At 69.0% G+C, this 17,009-nt stretch carries 25 protein-coding genes and 1 pseudogene; 9 read left to right on the top strand and 17 right to left on the bottom strand.

All coding sequences use genetic code 11. From position 1 onward, the window contains the following. Positions 1-113 precede the first annotated feature (113 nt). Positions 114-320, bottom strand: coding sequence for an AlbA family DNA-binding domain-containing protein (locus VB737_RS01600; RefSeq protein WP_500310560.1), 207 nt, complete (start codon positions 318-320; stop codon positions 114-116). A 302-nt stretch (positions 321-622) separates the two neighbouring features. Here VB737_RS01600 and VB737_RS01605 point away from each other — a divergent pair, with 302 nt between their 5' ends. After that, entirely contained in the window at positions 623-868 is a 246-nt protein-coding gene (locus tag VB737_RS01605) for a GlsB/YeaQ/YmgE family stress response membrane protein (RefSeq protein ID WP_185465399.1), read from the top strand. A gap of 77 nt (positions 869-945) precedes the next feature. Here the strand turns inward: VB737_RS01605 and VB737_RS01610 are convergent, their stop codons facing one another. The 7 genes from VB737_RS01610 to VB737_RS01640 all read right to left on the bottom strand — a co-directional run bounded on the left by VB737_RS01610 (position 946) and on the right by VB737_RS01640 (position 5,023). Continuing rightward, positions 946-1,683, bottom strand: coding sequence for a hypothetical protein (locus VB737_RS01610; RefSeq protein WP_500310563.1), 738 nt, complete (start codon positions 1,681-1,683; stop codon positions 946-948). A gap of 106 nt (positions 1,684-1,789) precedes the next feature. Then, positions 1,790-2,083 carry a hypothetical protein gene (locus VB737_RS01615; RefSeq protein WP_500310564.1) on the bottom strand — a complete coding sequence of 98 codons (294 nt, stop codon included), beginning with the start codon at positions 2,081-2,083 and terminating at the stop codon, positions 1,790-1,792. A gap of 350 nt (positions 2,084-2,433) precedes the next feature. Further along, a complete protein-coding gene (locus VB737_RS01620) occupies positions 2,434-2,811 on the bottom strand; it encodes a hypothetical protein (protein ID WP_500310566.1) in 378 nt (125 codons plus the stop codon). A 115-nt stretch (positions 2,812-2,926) separates the two neighbouring features. Then, positions 2,927-3,181: a lysozyme inhibitor LprI family protein gene (locus VB737_RS01625; protein WP_416233328.1), complete on the bottom strand. Its 255-nt coding sequence runs from the start codon at positions 3,179-3,181 to the stop codon at positions 2,927-2,929. A 298-nt stretch (positions 3,182-3,479) separates the two neighbouring features. After that, a complete protein-coding gene (locus VB737_RS01630) occupies positions 3,480-3,800 on the bottom strand; it encodes a hypothetical protein (RefSeq protein WP_323205422.1) in 321 nt (106 codons plus the stop codon). 134 nt (positions 3,801-3,934) lie between these two features. Further along, positions 3,935-4,144: a DUF1651 domain-containing protein gene (locus VB737_RS01635; protein ID WP_500310596.1), complete on the bottom strand. Its 210-nt coding sequence runs from the start codon at positions 4,142-4,144 to the stop codon at positions 3,935-3,937. Between the two features lie 279 nt (positions 4,145-4,423). Further along, positions 4,424-5,023: an SH3 domain-containing protein gene (locus VB737_RS01640; protein WP_197210787.1), complete on the bottom strand. Its 600-nt coding sequence runs from the start codon at positions 5,021-5,023 to the stop codon at positions 4,424-4,426. A 66-nt stretch (positions 5,024-5,089) separates the two neighbouring features. Between VB737_RS01640 and VB737_RS01645 the strand changes: the two genes are divergently transcribed. Continuing rightward, positions 5,090-5,380 carry a hypothetical protein gene (locus tag VB737_RS01645; RefSeq protein WP_500310569.1) on the top strand — a complete coding sequence of 97 codons (291 nt, stop codon included), beginning with the start codon at positions 5,090-5,092 and terminating at the stop codon, positions 5,378-5,380. A gap of 8 nt (positions 5,381-5,388) precedes the next feature. On the opposite strand, the gene VB737_RS01650 is transcribed toward VB737_RS01645, so the two are convergent. After that, positions 5,389-5,661 (bottom strand): hypothetical protein, encoded by a 273-nt coding sequence (locus tag VB737_RS01650; protein WP_500310571.1) that lies wholly within the window; start codon positions 5,659-5,661, stop codon positions 5,389-5,391. 143 nt (positions 5,662-5,804) lie between these two features. Between VB737_RS01650 and VB737_RS01655 the strand changes: the two genes are divergently transcribed. Together VB737_RS01655 and VB737_RS01660 are read left to right on the top strand one after the other, a co-directional pair. Beyond that, positions 5,805-6,221: a lysozyme inhibitor LprI family protein gene (locus tag VB737_RS01655; protein ID WP_500310573.1), complete on the top strand. Its 417-nt coding sequence runs from the start codon at positions 5,805-5,807 to the stop codon at positions 6,219-6,221. After that, on the top strand, positions 6,218-6,430 hold the full coding sequence (locus VB737_RS01660) for a DUF3955 domain-containing protein (protein WP_323205417.1): 213 nt from the start codon (positions 6,218-6,220) through the stop codon (positions 6,428-6,430). Before VB737_RS01655 ends, VB737_RS01660 begins: the two co-directional genes overlap by 4 nt. Before the next feature lie 239 nt (positions 6,431-6,669). Here the strand turns inward: VB737_RS01660 and VB737_RS01665 are convergent, their stop codons facing one another. After that, positions 6,670-7,893, bottom strand: a complete 1,224-nt coding sequence (locus tag VB737_RS01665) for an MFS transporter (protein ID WP_500310576.1) — start codon at positions 7,891-7,893, stop codon at positions 6,670-6,672. Positions 7,894-7,904: 11 nt separating this feature from the next. After that, entirely contained in the window at positions 7,905-8,624 is a 720-nt protein-coding gene (locus VB737_RS01670; RefSeq protein ID WP_500310577.1) for a Coq4 family protein, read from the bottom strand. 118 nt (positions 8,625-8,742) lie between these two features. Between VB737_RS01670 and VB737_RS01675 the strand changes: the two genes are divergently transcribed. Further along, entirely contained in the window at positions 8,743-9,426 is a 684-nt protein-coding gene (locus tag VB737_RS01675) for a TetR/AcrR family transcriptional regulator (RefSeq protein ID WP_500310579.1), read from the top strand. On the opposite strand, the gene VB737_RS01680 is transcribed toward VB737_RS01675, so the two are convergent. From VB737_RS01680 to VB737_RS01705, 6 genes are all read right to left on the bottom strand, one after another. Further along, the gene (locus tag VB737_RS01680; protein ID WP_500310581.1) at positions 9,399-10,349 is read right to left on the bottom strand and encodes an aldo/keto reductase; all 951 of its coding nucleotides are present in this window, start codon (positions 10,347-10,349) and stop codon (positions 9,399-9,401) included. The genes VB737_RS01675 and VB737_RS01680 overlap by 28 nt on opposite strands. A gap of 22 nt (positions 10,350-10,371) precedes the next feature. Continuing rightward, positions 10,372-10,959, bottom strand: coding sequence for a hypothetical protein (locus tag VB737_RS01685; RefSeq protein WP_500310583.1), 588 nt, complete (start codon positions 10,957-10,959; stop codon positions 10,372-10,374). After that, complete coding sequence (locus VB737_RS01690) at positions 10,907-11,422, bottom strand: hypothetical protein (RefSeq protein ID WP_500310585.1); 516 nt, start codon at positions 11,420-11,422, stop codon at positions 10,907-10,909. Before VB737_RS01690 ends, VB737_RS01685 begins: the two co-directional genes overlap by 53 nt. A 61-nt stretch (positions 11,423-11,483) precedes the next feature. After that, positions 11,484-12,335, bottom strand: coding sequence for a hypothetical protein (locus VB737_RS01695; RefSeq protein ID WP_500310587.1), 852 nt, complete (start codon positions 12,333-12,335; stop codon positions 11,484-11,486). An 83-nt stretch (positions 12,336-12,418) separates the two neighbouring features. Continuing rightward, positions 12,419-12,760 (bottom strand): DUF7734 family protein, encoded by a 342-nt coding sequence (locus tag VB737_RS01700; protein ID WP_500310589.1) that lies wholly within the window; start codon positions 12,758-12,760, stop codon positions 12,419-12,421. Between the two features lie 22 nt (positions 12,761-12,782). Next, positions 12,783-13,400: a DUF3177 family protein gene (locus VB737_RS01705; RefSeq protein WP_500310590.1), complete on the bottom strand. Its 618-nt coding sequence runs from the start codon at positions 13,398-13,400 to the stop codon at positions 12,783-12,785. A gap of 60 nt (positions 13,401-13,460) precedes the next feature. On the opposite strand from VB737_RS01705, the gene VB737_RS01710 reads away from it, so the two are divergent. From VB737_RS01710 to VB737_RS01725, 4 genes and pseudogenes are all read left to right on the top strand, one after another. Then, the gene (locus VB737_RS01710) at positions 13,461-14,795 is read left to right on the top strand and encodes an FIST signal transduction protein (RefSeq protein WP_500310592.1); all 1,335 of its coding nucleotides are present in this window, start codon (positions 13,461-13,463) and stop codon (positions 14,793-14,795) included. Positions 14,796-14,797: 2 nt separating this feature from the next. Further along, a complete protein-coding gene (trmB, locus tag VB737_RS01715; RefSeq protein ID WP_500310598.1) occupies positions 14,798-15,511 on the top strand; it encodes a tRNA (guanosine(46)-N7)-methyltransferase TrmB in 714 nt (237 codons plus the stop codon). Beyond that, positions 15,511-16,827, top strand: coding sequence for an IctB family putative bicarbonate transporter (locus VB737_RS01720; protein WP_500310594.1), 1,317 nt, complete (start codon positions 15,511-15,513; stop codon positions 16,825-16,827). The genes trmB and VB737_RS01720 overlap by 1 nt, the downstream gene beginning before the upstream one ends. Next, positions 16,818-17,009: pseudogene (locus VB737_RS01725) on the top strand (N-acetylglucosamine kinase); the annotation flags it as partial. The gene VB737_RS01720 and the pseudogene VB737_RS01725, both read left to right, overlap by 10 nt.

Consider the following 17,009-nt stretch of genomic DNA (forward strand, 5'->3'; position numbering starts at 1 on the left):
CAGGTGATGGGGGCGGCTCGGGCTGGGGTACACCTGCAGGGCCAGCACCTGCGTCTGCCGCTAAGGCAGGATCTCGATCTCCGGCACCAGCCGAGGGATGATCCGGTCGGTGATCAGGTTGGCGAGCGCTCCTCCTCATCCAACGGGTCAGCCACGCCGCGCACGTTGCGGCTGCGATCCTCCACCCCGATCAAGAGGGAGCCGCCGGCAGTATTGGCGAAGGCCACGATCGTTTTCAACGCCCCATCCGGCGAGGAAAGGTCACGCTGGAACTCCAGCGTCTTGCCCTCAGGGCGCTTGAGAAGGTTGAGCAGGTCCATTCAGCTCGGAAGTTTACTCGGAAGCAGCCAGTCTTGTCATTGATCCGAGCCGCCCTCTGAGTGCGGGGCATGGGTGGTGAGCCCAACGCTGCCCCTGAGTGGCAGGCAAGGAGTGACTGGAGCAGCAGAGAGATGCGGCGGCCTGACCACTCCAGGGGCTTGTTCGGAGTGCCCCCATTCTCTCTGATCTGGCGAATGCCCAGGACTTGCAACAAGTCTGTAAGGAACTTAAGCCTTCATGGCTCTTGGCTTGCTCTCGCGTCTACGTTTTGGTTGATCTTTAAGAATAAGGAAGAGAGCTCATGAACGTTCTCTGGTTTCTGTTGGTGGGGGTCATTGCCGGTTGGCTCGCTGGTGTCCTGGTCAAAGGCGGTGGCTTCGGCCTGATCGGTGATCTGGTTGTCGGCATCATCGGGGCCCTGATCGGTGGCCTGCTCTTCAGCGGTCTGGGTGGTGCCGTCGGAGGGGGTGTGCTGGGGAGCATCGTGGTGGCCACGCTCGGCGCCGTGATCCTTCTGGTGGTGCTGCGGGTGATCAGGCGCGCCTGAAGGGCGAACCTCCAAATCCAAAAGAAAACCCCTGGGAGCTGAATGGCTCCCAGGGGTTGGTTGAGCATGCTGATGGCTCAGTTGCAGTTGCTGGGCTTGGTGTAGGTGATCGACTGATAACGGCCGTCGGTGGTGCGAATCGTCACGCAGTTGTTCGTGGAGGGCTGCTCCCAGTAGGTGAAGGAACTGTCGGCCAGCTTGGTGCCACCGCGGTAGGTGTAGCCCTTCGATGTCAGGGTTCCTTCGGCCTGCCCCCCCCTGGCGCCCACCAGCGATTGCAGATCGGACACCGGAGCACCTTCACGGGCAGGCTGCGTGGTGGTGACCGGCTTGCCTGTGATCAGGCCGCCGATCAGGGCACCCACCGCCGCACCCAGCAGGGAACCGGCGTCAGCCTTCTGGGGGGGGGACTCGAAGCGGGCATCAGGATTCTGGACCTGGTCGAGACGCACCGAGAGCCTGCGGGCTTCGCCATCGTTCCAGCTGAAGACCTCATGATCCGCCTGAGCCTTGTGCTTCACGTTGCGGACACCGTCGTAGGTCTGCACGCTCAGGGCCTGCACGCCTGGGCCCGAGAAGTTGAAATCCGTTCCGTCATCGAGCTTGACGACGTAGGCATCGGTGTTGCCTGCCTTTTTGTGCTTGAAGGTGCAGTGCCCATTGAAGGCTTCGTAGCCACCGCTCATCAGCTTGCAACGGCCCTGGGCCCTGACCAGCACTTCGGCCATGGCCGCTGGGGCGAAGGGGGCGGAAAGCCCCGCCAGAAGAAGGCCCGCGCCGAGGGCTGCGGAGGTTTGACGAAGGCTGCAGATCATCAGGGAAGTAGGGAATCGGAACTCGGATCGGATCGCCTCGCTGGGCGACCCAGAAACGTGTCTTAACACACCATTCCGGGCTCGGCCATTCCCATGCCCCCCCCGCTCACCGTCTGACAGCGATCGCGCACCTGATCAACCCGTACAGCGTGAGCGCGCCCAGCAGCGGCCAGATCAGCAGCAGATCCACCCGGATGTTGGCCTCCGGCGTGCGTAGCTGCACCAGAGCCTCCCAGGCGGCATACAACCCCCAGCCCGCGGAGGACCACAGCAGAGGCTGGGCCGATCGCCTGCTGATGGCCCCGGAGAAGCGCAGCAGGGACCAGCCAGCCAGCAGGACCAGAGCCACGATCAGACTGTGTCCGGGTTGTCCGACCAGGAATTCAGCGAGGAGGGCCACCGTTCACGACCGAGGGCTCCCACAGGAGCGTGAGAGTTTCCTTTCCCAGACCAGAATGCCGCCATAAGCGAGAAGGCACTGCTGCAGCTGCCCATCCTTGACCAGGAACGAGCTGATGAACGGTGCCTTGGAGGCCCGGCTGGTCATGGCACTGCGCCAGGCCGGGCGGCTCACAGTGGGTGCTGGCCTGGTGAGCGACGCACCGGAGTTCTCCCTAGGAGCGGCGACAGCAACGCCAAGCCCACCGGTGGCACCCGCCAAGTGACCTACAAACTGGTGCCCGGCGAGGCGATGTGGCAACTCAAGCCGGTGTATTCCGCCCAGTTCTGAGCAGAAGGCCCCCAGTCACCTCAGCCCCGCCGTGACCGGTTCGCCTGGAGCATCAGGCCGATCACGATCGCGGCGGCCGATTGCAGCATGGGCACGACGATCACGGTCATCCGCTGCACCAGTCGGTGCTCGGGCACCGTGTGAAAGCGGTAGCTGTCCAGTCCAAGCAGGATTGTGCCTACCAGGGAAAGCACCAGCACGGCAACAAACAGCACTGCTGAGAGGCGCGGGCGCTCACGGTCCCGCCAGGCCAGTAGTCCCAGCAGAAGGTAGGGGGCAAGCAGGAAGACCAGGAACGGCAGATCGCCCATCCGGACGCCGGGGACACCCGTGATCACAAGGATCAGGCTCGTGAGTGCGGCAAGCGTGCACACGCTCCTCGTGGGGTGATCGGCCATGGTCACGATCGAAATGCCCCCAGGAACGCCCAAGTCGAGAGGATCAACAGCATGGGCCAGATTCCCCGACAGACATGGGGACAAAGGCAGGTCCATGTGGTCACGCGCTGTGGCTTTAGGGCTTCACTGGGGATACTGCTTCCCAGGTCTGCAGGTGCTGTAGCCGCCGCCTCTGGCTGCGCTTGACGCAGTCCCGCATCCTCTCCTGGGCTCTCCAGCACTGATCCATGCTCTCCACCCAGCGCCGCTGGTCCTCCACCAGAGCCTCGCGCTGGGCTTCCGTGAAGGAGGCATCGTTCTGCAGGCGGCGGAAGGCGGCGCGCAGCTCGCCGTCGAGGGCGGTGAGTTCGGCGTCCCTGCAGATCAGCACGGTGGCGGCGCTGCCTGCGGGGTGGCAGTGGATCGTTTCTCCATCGAATGAGTTGGGTGGTGGCGGGATCGCTCCTGCCGGGAGAGCACCCAGCACAGAGGTGGCTACGAACGAAACTGCCTTCATCCACTGCAAGAACCAGGGAGGGGGTTGTCGAGGATGTCGCCGAGCACCCGTTGTGACCGACGTGTTATTGACGACCATCCCCCCCCGGACCGCTTAGGGAATTCAATCCTGGCGACCCGTGAACGGCCAGGCCCGCAGCCGCTGTTCAGGTTCCCTGTGGAGTGAGCCGGCATCAGATTCCCCCAGGCTCGCGGACCGGCTTCTCCCAGTACACGTTGATCACGTAGCCGGGGCGCTTGAAGGAGGGGCCAGCACCTTCACGGTTGGTGCGTTCGTAGGTCTTGCCCTCCTCGGCGGCAGGGAAGGCAAACGCGTAATGGTTGAAATTATCGATGTAAACGTTTCCCTGCATCTGGGACCAGGTACAGCTTCCTTTGAGTATTTCGCCGTTGGTGCGAACCATCTCGCAATACGCCTTGGCGGAGTCGGCCAGGGCAGGGGTGGCGATAGTGCTGGTGGCGATGGCCAGAGCGGTGATTGTGGTGCGGATCATTGGTTGCCGTGCTTGTTGTTTGAGCAGTTCAGGCAGTCGTCCCAGACCTCCAGCGTCGGCTGAATCAGGTTCACTGCATCATTCGAAACCTATTTGTAGGCGCTGCTGCGGCCGATCGGCACGATTCTGGCCGCTCAGCCCCAATCCATGAGCCCTGTGAACTGGAACCCAATGCTGAACCAGCCCGCATCGAGGAGCTTCTGCCACTGCTCGATCGCCTGCTTACGGGGAAGCCCCACTCGCGGCTTTAGAAGAGCTGACTGACCAGGGATCGGCTCTCCCAGATCGATGAAGACAGCAGCCTCGCAGCGTGATGCAGAGCCACGGTGGATGCGCGGGGCAATGGGGGGCGCCTATGCCCTGGCGGCGGCACCAGTGAGCTCAACCGGGCCGGCTTCGTGACCAGCGGCCGCAGCTCCCACCGCTGAGCAGCAGCGTTCAGCAGCCCAGAAAGGCCCGGCAGCGCATGGGCCCGCTCAGCAGGCACGAAACGGGGCTTTTGGACGGGGCGGCGGGAGCGGCCGTAGTGCTGGGTGATGCGCTTCTCCATCCCGATCGCATGGGCAGCTGCAAAGGCCAGGGCAGAGAACCCGGCCAGGGCAAGCAAATGCAGGGGCGATGACTTACTCCCCGTCCCCCAGGAAGATCAGCGAGTCCCGGTTCACCCACAGCACCCGGCCGCTCTGGCCTGGGTAGCCCACCCGGCACCAGGTGCCCTGGCTGTTTGAGGTGCACGCCAGCTTGTCGAGCGTTTCCCCCGACACCCCCATCCCCGCGATCGCGGCGCCGTAGTTGGGCTTGGCGTACAGGGTCACCGTGGGCTGACCATGGCCGCTGAGTTTCACCTTGCTGTGGGCCTGGTGATCCACGGCCGCTGCGGGCCGACTCTTGACGTTGGAGACGGCGATTCGGTTGCCATCGCCGTTCTGCTCGCTGAGCGTGAAGCTGTGGTGGCCGCTCATCAGCCAGATGCGGCCCTGCTCATCACGCATGCGGCGGTTGTCGGTGGTGGGTGGACCGGCCGGCACGAAGCGATAGATGGCACTGCCGCTGAAGCTGATCTCAAATCCCCCGTTACCCCAGGGCTTCACCTGACAGGTCTGCTTGCTGTCGTTCATCCAGCAGTCCAGCGTCTGGGCGGCCGTGGCAGGACGCACCAGGGAGGCCCCGGCGATGACACTCGCGCTGACAGCAGCGATGGCGAGGAAGCGGCGGTGGAGCATGCGTGAGCAAAGGAAAGCCAATCGATTATCCAGGTGGGTGTAGCAATCCCCCGCCACCAGCAGGCCATGACACACCCGGACATCCCTGCCCTGGAGGCCCTCAGCCGCGACTACAGCGAGACGCCCCGGCGGGTGCTGTTTGTGCTGGGCTCCGGGAAGAGCCCAGCGGTGGAGGTGTTTGAGGCTGCAGCGCAGCAGCGCTCCACCAGCATCGATCCCCAGCACCTGGCGGAGATGGCCGCCGGCAGGCGCCGCTCGCTGACGCTCTGCACCCCGATGCAGATGGTGCCCGACATCGTGCGCTCGCTGGCCCGCAGCAATGTGGCCGTGTATCAGGTGCAGCTGCTGGAGGAGTGAGCCCAGACTCACTCCATCGTGCGCACAGGGCTGGTGCACCAGCGGCTGCGGCCGATGCCGGCAGCACTCTGGAAGCGATCGTCGCGGAAGTCCGCTCGGCCGGTTCTGGGCTCAATGCGGGCCACCCGCCAGAGCTCCTGCTCGCAGTTGATCGTGACGGTGATGCGGGTGCCGTCGGTGGCGTTGATCCGCACGAAGCGCACACCGTCGTAGAGGCCCAGGGGCTGGCCGCCCGCTGCCTGAAGCAGCACCGCCAGGTTGCTGCCTGCCGGGGCTGCCAATGCGGCAGCCGGCGATGGCCGTGAGCACCAGTGGGAGCCGGGAGAACAGGCTGGTCATGGGGAAGAGGCGCGGCGACTCTGAAAACCAGCTCCCAGCATGACAATCTGTCTGGTGGCAAATCCGTCTGGAGAAAAGGCCCACGATGCGCACCTGTCTCCACCTGCTGCTGGCTGCCTCCCTGGTGCCGCTGCTGCTGCCGCTGCCGGCACCAGCAGCGGAGGTCTGCACCCCATCAGAAAGCACCGTGGCCGAAACCCGCTGCGTGATGGAAGCCCTCCAAGCCAAGGATCGGGAGCTGGAGAAGGCCTTGGTGCGGGTGGCCAGCGAGGCCAGGCAAGTGCCGAGCGAAACCTTCCAGACGCTCTGGCGCGACAACCTCACCGGCTTCTACAAGACGAGTGCCGACCCAAACGAGCAGGCGCGTGCTTTCCGAGCCGAACGCCGCAAGGTGTGCGCCTACGCCAAGTCGGTGAGCTTCCAGGGGACGGGCTACGGAATCGTCACGACGCGCTGTGAGCTGGCGCTCACCCAGACCCTGCTGGAGCAGCTGCGGCCATGAAACGCCCGCTCATCCGCGTCGCGCTGCTGCTGCTCACCGGCGCGGTGGTCTGCGCCGTGGCCTACCGACTGATCGGGGTGCGGGTAGAGGCCGATGGCACGCTCAGGGAGGCTTTCGCCCTGATTCCAATCGGCTATCTCCTGGGCGGAGCCGGTATTGGGACCGGAATCGCCGGCCTGTTGTGGAGGAAGCCAGCCAAGCGCCGGTAAGGATCAGTACCGAGCCACTTCCGAACTCTTTCTTTGGAGGTTCCGTGAACCACTCCACCTATATCCTCCCTTTCCGTGAACCACGAGGAGTGTGGCAGGTGAGGTTGCTTGAAATCCTGATTCTGCATAGCCTTTCGAGAGCAACTTCCGTTTTCTAGCAGTGGTTCACGGGTGCGGTAACCACCTGTAAGCACCGATACGAAAGTCTTGCCGACCTGCCCACCTCGAGCCATTCAGGTTCAGCCAACAGATCCAGCGACGGGTGGCTCCCAAGGTCCACACGCACTCCGCAGGGCAAACGGCACGGTGAGCAGCAGGCTCCCCCCGGCGACTACGAACAGTCCCGGCAGGGAGATGTCGATCAGCACCCTCGAGAGGGCCTGGGACAGGGGATCGATGGCGACGCCGGCCAGCATGGCCAGGGCCATCACCCGGCCCTGCAGGGGGGCCGGGGTCTCCCGCTGCAACCAGGCGGTGGCCAGCACCCCCACCAGGCCGCCGCCGATCCGCATCGCCGCCAGCAGGGCGGCCGCCGTCCACCACTGGCCAGCCACCGCCAGTCCCAGCAGGCCCGCCCCCAGCCCGGCCGACAGCGAGCCCAGCGCGCCCCCCGGATGGGCGATGGCGCCGAACCGGCCGGCCCACCACACCCCCACAAGAGCGCCCACGCCGTAGGCGGCCTGGAGCCAGCCGTAGCTGGCGGCGCCACCGCCGAAGCGCAGCGTCACCAGCTCCACCACGCCGATCACCACCGGGCCCAACACGGCCAGGTTGATCATGGCGATCAGCGTCAGGCCCGTGCGGATCGCCCCGTGGCCCCAGGCGAAGGCGATCCCCTCCCGCAGGCCCTGCTCCAGGCCCCCGTTCGGGGCCGTGTCCGCCGCGGCCAAGCAAGGCCGCACCTGCACGAAGCAGCCCACGGCGAGCAGCAGCAGAGCGGTGTCGAAGGCCAGGGCCGCCGTGGCACCGGCCACGGCCAGGGACAACCCCGCCAGGGCGGGGCCGGCCACGTTGCTGATCTGTTCGCTGCCCTGGAGCCAGGCGTGGGCCCGGCCGAGATGGCGGTCCTCCAGCAGGCGGGGCAGCAGGGCCAGGGCGGCGGGGTAGAGGCAGGCCTCCGCCGCCCCGAACACCGCCGCCAGCACCAGCACCGGGCCCAGGTCGAGGGCGTCGCGGCTGGCCAGCAGGGTGAGCACCCCGGTGGCGATCGCCAGGATCCAGCCGGCCCGCACCGCCATCGTCCGGGGTGGATGACGATCACTGAGCACACCGCCCAGCAACAGCAGCAGCCCCCGGGGCAGGGCCGCCGCCATCAGCACCAGGGCCAGGGAGGTGCCCGAGCCCGTGCGCTGCAGCATCAGCCAGGTGACGGCGACGAACCAGAACTGGACGCCGGCGAACAGCAGGGTCTGGCCCAGCCAGAGCCAGCGGAAGCCTGGCCGCCGCAGCAGGGATCCGCTCATGGCCGCCCCGCTCACAGCCGCCCCACCCGCTCAGCGAAGGGACGCAGCTGCAGCGCCTCGCGCCACTCGTGCAGCGGCCGCTCCCAGCCCTCCTCCCAGCGCTGGGCGAACAGGGGCCTGGCCTCCAGGCCCATCTGCAGCCCGGTGCGGATCGTCTCCACCAGCTCCGGCAGCAGCTCGGGGGCCCCGAGGGTGGCCGACACCAGGGCCTGGGCCGTGAGCACGGCCCCCAGGGGGTAGGGGAACTGGGTGAGATGGAAGGCCTGCAGGCCGATCTCGCCCGTCACCGTGGTGTCGAAGCCGGTGATCACGTGCCAGAGGTCGTGGGTCTGGCTGAGCCGCAGCTCCACATAGGCCGCATCGCTATCGGGCGCCATGCCGGCGTGCAGGTTGGGGTCGTAGCCCAGCCGGGCCAGCGACGCCACGTAGGCCTGGCCGAGGCTGCCCTCGGGCAGGGCGGCCAGCTGCTCCAGGTCGTGGGCCGGGGGGATCCAGCGCGCCTCGATCAGCTCGGCGCAGGCCGGATCGCGGCGCAGCTGCTCGGCCATAAGGGCATAGGAGGGCGTCTCCAGCAGGGCGTCGGCCAGGGCCCCCACCAGCTCGAGGTCGGTGTCGCCGCCGCTCATGGCCACGAAGGTGCCGAGGACGCGGAACAGCTGGGGCGGCAGCTCCTGGGCCTCGAACGACGCCGCGGCGGGCGCGGGGATGGGGCGGAAAACGGTGGTGGTCATCGGGGTGAACGCGAAGGAACGTGAGCAGTCCTCACGTTCAAGAAATTATGAGCATCCCTCGCCTTTGTCAATGGGATGCGAGGATCACTCGGGTTTTCAAGGGGTGCCGCTTCCCGCCATGGCCGACGCCACAGCCGCCCCCGGCGAGCCCTCGCCCCTGCGCCGCCAGCCCCGCCAGGCCCGCAGCCAGGAGCGGGTGCGGCGGATCCTGGCGGCGGCCGAGGAGCTGTTCGTGGCCGGCGGCGTCGGCAGCACCACCACCAACGCCATCGCCGCCAAAGCCGGGGTGCCGATCGGCTCCCTCTACCAGTTCTTCCCCGACAAGGGGGCGATCCTGCGGAGCCTCGCCCAGCTCTACGCCGAGCAGCTGCACGAACTGCTCACGGCCTTCTTCGAGCAGGGGGACGGCCGCTGCCTCTCCCTGGAGGACTCGATCACCGCCGCCGTGGCCCTCACCGATCGCTTCTTCCGCGACCACCCCGGCTACCCGGCCATCTTCCTGGATGTGCAGAGCGCCACCCCCGAGCTGCTGGCCATCGAGGAGGAGGCCGACGTCCGGCTGATCAACGACTGGAGCGGCCTGATCGTCGAGAAGGCCGCCGCCGAGGGCAGCCCCCTCAGCGCGGAGGAGGGCCACCTGATCGCCTACGTGCTGGTCAAGACCGTCGGCCACCTGCTGTGGCTGGCGGCGACCCAGGAGCAGGGGCGCCGCGACCGGCTGGTGGCCGAATGCGGCGACCTGGCCATCGCCTATCTGCGCCTACGCCTGACTGATCAGGCCCAGAGCGACTCCAGGGTGTAGGGGCCGCCCTCCTTCACCCAGAAGGTGCCGTCGATGAAGCGATGGCTCCGGTCGAGCCCGTCGATCGCCTCCATGTCTTCGGGAGCCAGCTCGACCTCGGCGGCGGCGAGGTTCTCGGCCAGGCGCGCCGGCGACACCGACTTGGGGATCACCGCCGTGCCGCGCTGCAGGGCCCAGCCCAGCACCACCTGGGCCGGCGTGAGGTCCCGCCGGCTGGCGATCGCCGTGATCGTGGGGTCCTCCAGCAGCACCGGCTGGCCGGGGGGCCGCATCTGGGGGGGCAGGCCCGGGGTGCCCAGGGGCGAGTAGCCCGTCATGTGCACGCCGTGGGCCTCGCAGAAGGCGAACAGCCCCTTCTGCTGCAGGTAGGGGTGGAGCTCCACCTGGTTCATGGCCGGCCGGATGCGCGCCTGCCCCAGCAGGCCGTAGAGGGTGGCCATGCCGAAGTTGCTGACGCCGATGTGGCGGCACAGGCCCGCGTCGACGGCCGCTTCCATCGCCGCCCAGGTGGCCGCGATCGGCAGGGTCTCGAGGGACACCAGATCCTCGCCACCCTCGGGCATCACCACGCCCGGCCGGAAGGCCACGGGCCAGTGGATCAGATACAGATCGAGGAAGTCGAGCTGCAGATCGGCCAGGGTGCGCTCCAGGGCCGGGGCCACGTCCTCGGGGGCATGGGCGTTGTTCCAGAGCTTGGAGGTGATCCAGAGCTCGTCGCGGCTCACCAGGCCGGAGCGGATCGCCGCCGCCAGGGCCTCGCCGATCTCCGCCTCGTTGCCGTAGATGGCGGCGCAGTCGATGTGGCGGTAGCCCAGCTGCAGCGCCGCCGTCACCGCCGCACCCACCTCCCCGGGAGGGGCGTTCCAGGTGCCCAGGCCGAGCATCGGCATGGCAGCGCCGTCGTCGAAGGGGAGTGTCTTCAAGGCCTGGAACCCCAGAGGGTCCTCACTCCACCCTGGCCTTGGCACGGAAGTCAACCAACGCGAAGCGCCGGGCCTCCGGCTTCTGCGATTCGATCAGGAGCTGCAGCCGTTCCCCCTGGCGTCCGTTTTTGGTCTCGACCACCTTGTAGACCTCCTGGCCCTGGCCGTCGAGCACGGCGAACGTCGCCTGGATGTCCCCGCAGGGGCGCTCCAGGCAGGCCACTTCCATCACGTCGATGAGGCCGCCGCCATAGAGCCGGGGCCGCCGGCAGATCCCCTGGCAACGGCGGGTGAACACCCCCTGGTCCGCTTCCACCCAGCCATCGGCGAGCAGGTCCTGGCGGGTCTCGCCCCGGCCACCGGCTCTCGGTTTCTCCGCCAGGGACGCCCGCAGGCCGGCCGCCATCCAGCCGGCGCCGAAGCCCAGCAGCACGAGCACCACCACCAGCAGCCGCTGGAGGATCGGGAACCGGGAGGGTCCGGAGGCCGGGGGAAGGGCCGGCGGCGACGGCGGCCGTCCCCCGGGCGGCACCGGCTCCATCTCGACGATCAGGTCCTCAACGGTCTTGCCGCTCGTCGCCTTCGGCTCGCTCTTGCCGGTCCTTGCCATCGTCGTAGGCCATCAGTGAACGGAACATCAGCCCGCCGCCGCTGCCGATCAGGGCGAACATCGTCAGCAGGTTCCAGAGCGAGGTGGGCTGGAAGCTCATGATCAGGGTCTGGAGCACGCCCACCGCCAGGGCCGCCACCGAGGCCAGCACCAGGAACCAGCCCCAGCGCTGGTTGCGCAGGGCGAACAGCAGGCACACCCCAATCGTGAGCGGGATCAGCAGCAGGCCGAAGCCGCCGCCCAGGCCCTGGGAGAGCCCGAAGCCACCGCCCCAGCCGCCACCCCAGGCCGAGCCATAGCCACCGCCCCAGGCACCGGCAGCACGCCGGCCGAAGCGCAGGCCCAGGCCCATGGGCACCGAACTCACCATCACCTGGTTGAAGAACAGGAACGCGCCCATGGTGAAGAGCACGCCCCCCAGGAGGAAGGAGAAGAAGTCCCGGATCGGGTCCCTGGCGGCCATGGCCCTCCTGACGGCCCCGTCATGATGGCCGGCCCGCCTGGGTTTGTCTGTCAGCCGCCCCTCAATCGACCGGCCGGCAGCCCTCGAACCACATGACGTGCCGGGCCGGGTCGTAGTCCTTGTACTGCCCCGTCAGCCGGATGCCCTGGCCCGTACGCAGCGAGAGGGCATAGGCACCCTGGCCCTTGGCGGCCAGGCAGCTGATCTGGGTGAGGAAGCGGAACTTGCCGAACCGGATGGCCAGATCGTTGGTGGAATTGGGAATCTCGTAGGCGATGCGATAAGCACCGCCATCCTTGGCGACATGGGCCACACGACCCTTGATTGTGTAGGTCTTGCCCTGGTAGCGGGAGGGAATCGAGGCGGCGTTGGTGTCGGCTTCCTGGGAGATCTGCTGGGAGAGCACCAGGGCATCGATGACCACCGGGCCGGCCGCAGACACCGCCCCCGCGCTGCGCTCCGCCGCCGCGATGCCGTCGGGGCCGCCCTTGATGGCGTTGAGCATGGCGCAGAGTTCGGTGCGCGCCCCGCCGGCCCCCGCCAGCATCCCCGCCGGCAGCTTCGCCTCCAGCTTCACCCGGGCGGCCGCCTGCTCGGCCTGGGCGGTGGCGATGATCGGGAACGGCCGGGCGGAACCCGATCGCGGCTGCTCCAGCAGCATGCTGCCATCGTCCGCTTCTTCGCTGAGGATGTCGTAGCCCCGGGTGGCGGCGATGCCGCGCAGCTGGCGAATCGCCACCGGCACGCTCAACGCATCGACCGTGACTTCGGCGCTGAACCGCGTCCCGGAGAGGGGGTTCCCCTTCTGGGCGAAGCTGTCTTCACAGCTGCCGGCCCGGGCCGCCGAAGGCAGGGCGAGCGCCACGGCCACACCCACCAGGGGAACAACGAGCTTCAGGGGAGACAGGCGCAACGGACGCGAGAACTGACCGCCGCGGACTCTACGGAAAGGGACAAGATCCTTTGGTTCCCGGCCGAATCTCCTGACCACTCCGATCAGCCCCCTGCCGTTCCTTCCCAGGCCCCCGGATCCAGATAGGTCGCCGCCGGCAGCGATGCCGCCAAGGGCCTCTCTTCGCTGGGATTGAGGGGGCCGGCCAGCAGTTCGGCGGCGGTGATACGGGCCGAGGCCGGCAGGGCCGGCTGGTCAGGGTCGAAGGCGGTGGGGTGGGTGACGCTGCTGGAGAAGCCGCGGAAGATCAGCAGCTCGAAGGGTTCGTCTTCCCCCGACGCCGGCAGGGTGCCCACCAGGCGCAGCACCCGGTCGGGACGCTGGCGGCTGATCTCTTCCAGCGCCGCCAGCAGGGCCGCAACGGAGGGGGAGGCGGCGTCGGTCATGGGAGCAGCACCGAAGAAAAGCTCAGAACTCGCCGGCCACCCGGCCCAGCCGCGGCAGGCGCACCACCAGCCACTGGAACAGCCCCACCACGTAGGCCACCAGGGCCGCATAGCCCACGAAGGCGGCCACCCCCGGCGTCCACGCCCCGCCGAACACGAAGGCGAACACCCGGGCCACCACGCCGTGCAGCCCCTGGGGCGCCTCCAGCCAGGCCCGGCACAGGCTCAGGCCGGCACCGGCGCCGCCCATGCAGGGCAGGGCGGTCACGGCCAGGCTCGCCCCGGCCAGCGACAGCAAGGTCAGGCTCCAGCGCCAGATGCGCAGGGTGAGCGGCAGCGCCCGCCAGGGGGGCATGTCGGCGAGCTCCTCGTTGAGATCCACCCAGAACCACAGGCTCGCCACCACCAGCAGCGGCGCCAGCACCAGCAGCAGGAAGCCGGCGGGGCGGTTGTCGGTGAGCAGCAGCAGGGCGATCAGCTGCAGGCTCGCCACCTTCCAGTACAGACCCATCAGCCGCACCAGGGCCTGCTCCCGGCGCAGGGCCGCCCAGAGGAGCAGCACCAGCGGCAGCCCCACGGCGAACAGCATCCCCAGCCGCACGTCGAGCCAGACCAGGGAGCGATAGAGCTGTTCCGGCACGTCCGCTCGGTTCGGTAAGGCGCCATTATCCGTGTGCCCCCCAGGCGATAGGGTCCGTGCATGGGTTCCCTCCCCTCCTTTCCCTGGCTGCAGCGTCGCCCCGCCGCCCCCTGGTGCCGCACCGCCCTCGGCCGCGATGCCTCGCTGCAGGAAGCCGTCAACCAGGTGTTCGAGCAGCTCCGGGGAGCCCCCGAGGCCGACCTGGCGCTGGTGTTCGCCTCCGCCAGCTACGCCAGCGACCTGCCCCGCCTGCTTCCCCTGCTGCAGCAGAAGCTGAGTGCCGCCCACTGGCTGGGCTGCGTCGGCGGCGGCGTGGTGGGCACCGATCCGGCGGGGGTCCCCCATGAGATCGAGCACCAGCCGGCCCTGTCCGTCACCCTGCTGCGGCTGCCCGGTGCCCGTCTGCACCCCTTTGCCATCGACACCACCGCCCTGCCCGACCTCGATGGTCCGGCCGAGCCCTGGCGCGAGCGGGTGGGGGCCGAGCTGGAGGCGGGCCAGTCGATGCTGCTGCTGCTCGATCCCACCGGCACCGCCATCAACGACCTGATCAGCGGCCTGGATTACGCCTACCCGAACATCACCAAGGTGGGGGGCATCGCCGGCCCCCACAGCGCCGCCCACGGCTCGCTGCTTTTCGGCAGCAGTGGCGGAGGCAGTGGCGGCGGCAGCGACGGCGACCCGGCCGACACGGTCCGCACCGGTGCGGTGGGCTGTGTGATCGAGGGCGCCTGGCGGCTGGATCCGCTGGTGGCCCAGGGCTGCCGGCCCATCGGCCCGGTGCTGGAGGTGGAGCAGGCCCAGCGCAACGTCGTCATCGAGGTGAGCTGCGGCAGCACCCGCAACAGCCCCGTGGCCGCCCTGCAGTCGATCCTCACCGACCTCACCCCCGCCGAACGGGAGCAGGTGAAGCACTCCCTGTTCCTCGGCGTCGGCCGCAGCGACTTCAGCCTCCCCAGCGCCGACCTCACCCCCGTAGCCGACGCCCCGGGTTCCTTCCTGGTGCGCAACCTGATCGGCGTCGATCCCCGCAACGGGGCGGTGGCGGTGGGGGAACGGATGCGGGTGGGCCAGAAGGTGCAGTTCCAGCTCCGCGATGCCGATGCCTCCCGGGACGAATCCCGCCAGCTGCTGGCCGGCCAGGCCCAACGCCGCAGCGAGCCCCTGGCCGCCTTCCTGTTCGCCTGCCTGGGCCGGGGCGAAGGCCTCTACGGCCAGGCCGACGGTGACGTGAGCCTCTGCCGCGAGGTGTTCGGCACCGTGCCGATCGCCGGCCTGTTCTGCAACGGCGAGATCGGCCCCGTCGGCGGCACCACCCACTTGCACGGCTACACCGCCAGCTGGGGGTTCCTGGTGCCCAACGACCCGCCCGGGGGCTCCGCCGCGCCGCTCTGATGGTGCGCCAGCACGTCAACCCGCTCAGCCGGATCCACCAGCTGGCGCGGCCCCTGCCGCCGCTGATCGAGCTGTTCGCCGATCCCTCCCTGCCCCTCCACCTCGACATCGGCTCGGCCCGCGGCCGCTTCCTGCTGGCCATGGCCCCCCTGGCGCCGCAGCGCAACCACCTCGGCCTGGAGATCCGCCGGCCCCTGGTGGAGGCCGCCGAGGCCGACCGCCGCCGGGACAGTCTCACCAACCTGCGCTTCCTCTACGGCAACGCCAACGTCAACCTGCCCGCGTGGCTGGCGCTCCTGCCGGCCGGGCAGCTGGAGCTGGTCACGCTGCAGTTTCCCGACCCCTGGTTCAAGCTGCGCCACCGCAAGCGCCGGGTGCTGCAGCCGCCCCTGCTGCTGGCGATCGCCGCGGCCCTCGCCCCTGGCCGCCTCCTCTTCCTGCAGAGCGACGTGGAAGGGCTGATCACCCCGATGCGCCAGCTGGTGGCAGCGAGCGGCGCCTTCGAGCTGGAGGGGCCCGAGGAATGCGGCCCGGATGTGAACCCGCTGCCGGTGGCCACCGAACGGGAAGGCCAGGTGCTGGCCGAGGGCAAGCCGGTGCACCGCAGCCTCTACCGCCGCAACAGCGCCCCCCTGCCGCCACTGGCCGCGCTGGAAGGCCGCCTGGATGTCGCGGGCGACGGCGTCGATAATCGCGACGACGCCGCCGCCGATTGATGGTGCCTGCCCCAGCTCCCGTGCCCCTGCTGCTGCGCTGGCAGGGGCTGCTGGCCGGCCTGCCCGCCGGCCGCCTCGGTGCCCACCTGCCCCTGCTGGCGGGCTGGATCCTCTGCGCCCTGATGGCCGGGCTGCCCCTGGTCACCCGCTCCGGCCTCAGCCTGCTGATCGCCGCCTCCTCCCTGCTCTGGGTGGTCTGGGCCCTGCGCACCCCACCGGGCCGGCTGGGCGCCATCAACACCTGGCTGCTGCTGGTGATCGCGGTGGCGGTGGTGGCCACCGGCTTCTCGCCCGTGCCGAAGGCCGCCCTGGTGGGGCTGGTCAAGCTGCTCAGCTACCTGAGCGTCTACGCCCTGATGCGCCAGTTGCTGGCGGCCGCGCCGGTGTGGTGGGATCGGCTGGTGGGCGCCCTGCTGGCCGGTGAGCTGGTCACCAGCGTGATCGGCATCCGCCAGCTCTACGAGGCCCCCGGAGCCCTGGCCCGCTGGTCGGACAGCAACTCGGTGGCCGAAGGCACGGTGCGCATCTACAGCACCCTCGAGAACCCCAACCTGCTGGGGGGCTACCTGCTGCCGATCCTGCCCCTGGCCGTGGTGGCCCTGCTGCGCTGGCAGGGACGGGGCCGGCGCCTGTTCGCCCTGGCCTGCCTGGTGCTGGGGCTGGTCGCCCTGGTGCTCACCTACAGCCGCGGCGCCTGGATGGGCATGGTGGCCTCCCTCGGCGTGATGGCCCTGCTGCTGGTGCTGCGCCAGACCCGCGACTGGCCGCCCCTGTGGCGGCGCCTGTTCCCTCTGCTGCTGCTGGCCGGGGCCACCGTGGTGCTGGTGCTGCTGGTGACCCAGGTGGAGCCGCTGCGGGTGCGGGTGATGAGCCTGCTGGCGGGCCGGGAGGACAGCTCCAACAACTTCCGCCTGAACGTCTGGACCTCGGCCCTGGCGATGATCCAGGACCGCCCCTGGATCGGCATCGGCCCCGGCAACAGCGCCTTCAACCTCATCTATCCGCTGTACCAGCAGCCCAAGTTCAACGCCCTCAGCGCCTATTCGATCCCCCTGGAGCTGCTGGTGGAGGCTGGGATTCCTGGGCTGCTGGCGGGGCTGGGCCTGCTGCTGAGCGCCGTGAAGGTGGGCCTGGGCCAGTGGCGCAGCAGCGCCCCCCTGGCCCTGCCGTGCCTGGCGGCGGTGGCCGTGTTCGCGGGGCTGGGGGTGCAGGGCCTCACCGACACGATCTTCTTCCGGCCGGAGGTGCAGCTGATCGCCCTGTTCAGCCTCGCCACCCTCGCCGCCGCCGCGGCGGATCCGGTGCCATGCGACTGATCGCCGGCTTCGACGCCGGCCAGACCCACACCACCTGCCGCCTGGCCCTGGTGGCCGATGGCGTGACGCCTGGGATGGGCCCGGTGGTGGGCGAGGGCGACGGCCCTGGCGTGTGCCACCTGGCCGCCCCGGAGGGGCCCGAACGCTTCGGGGCTGCCCTGCGCGAGAGCCTGGTGCGGGCC

The organism is Synechococcus sp. BA-120 BA3 (assembly GCF_034931285.1).
In the GTDB taxonomy this organism is placed as follows: domain Bacteria; phylum Cyanobacteriota; class Cyanobacteriia; order PCC-6307; family Cyanobiaceae; genus Cyanobium.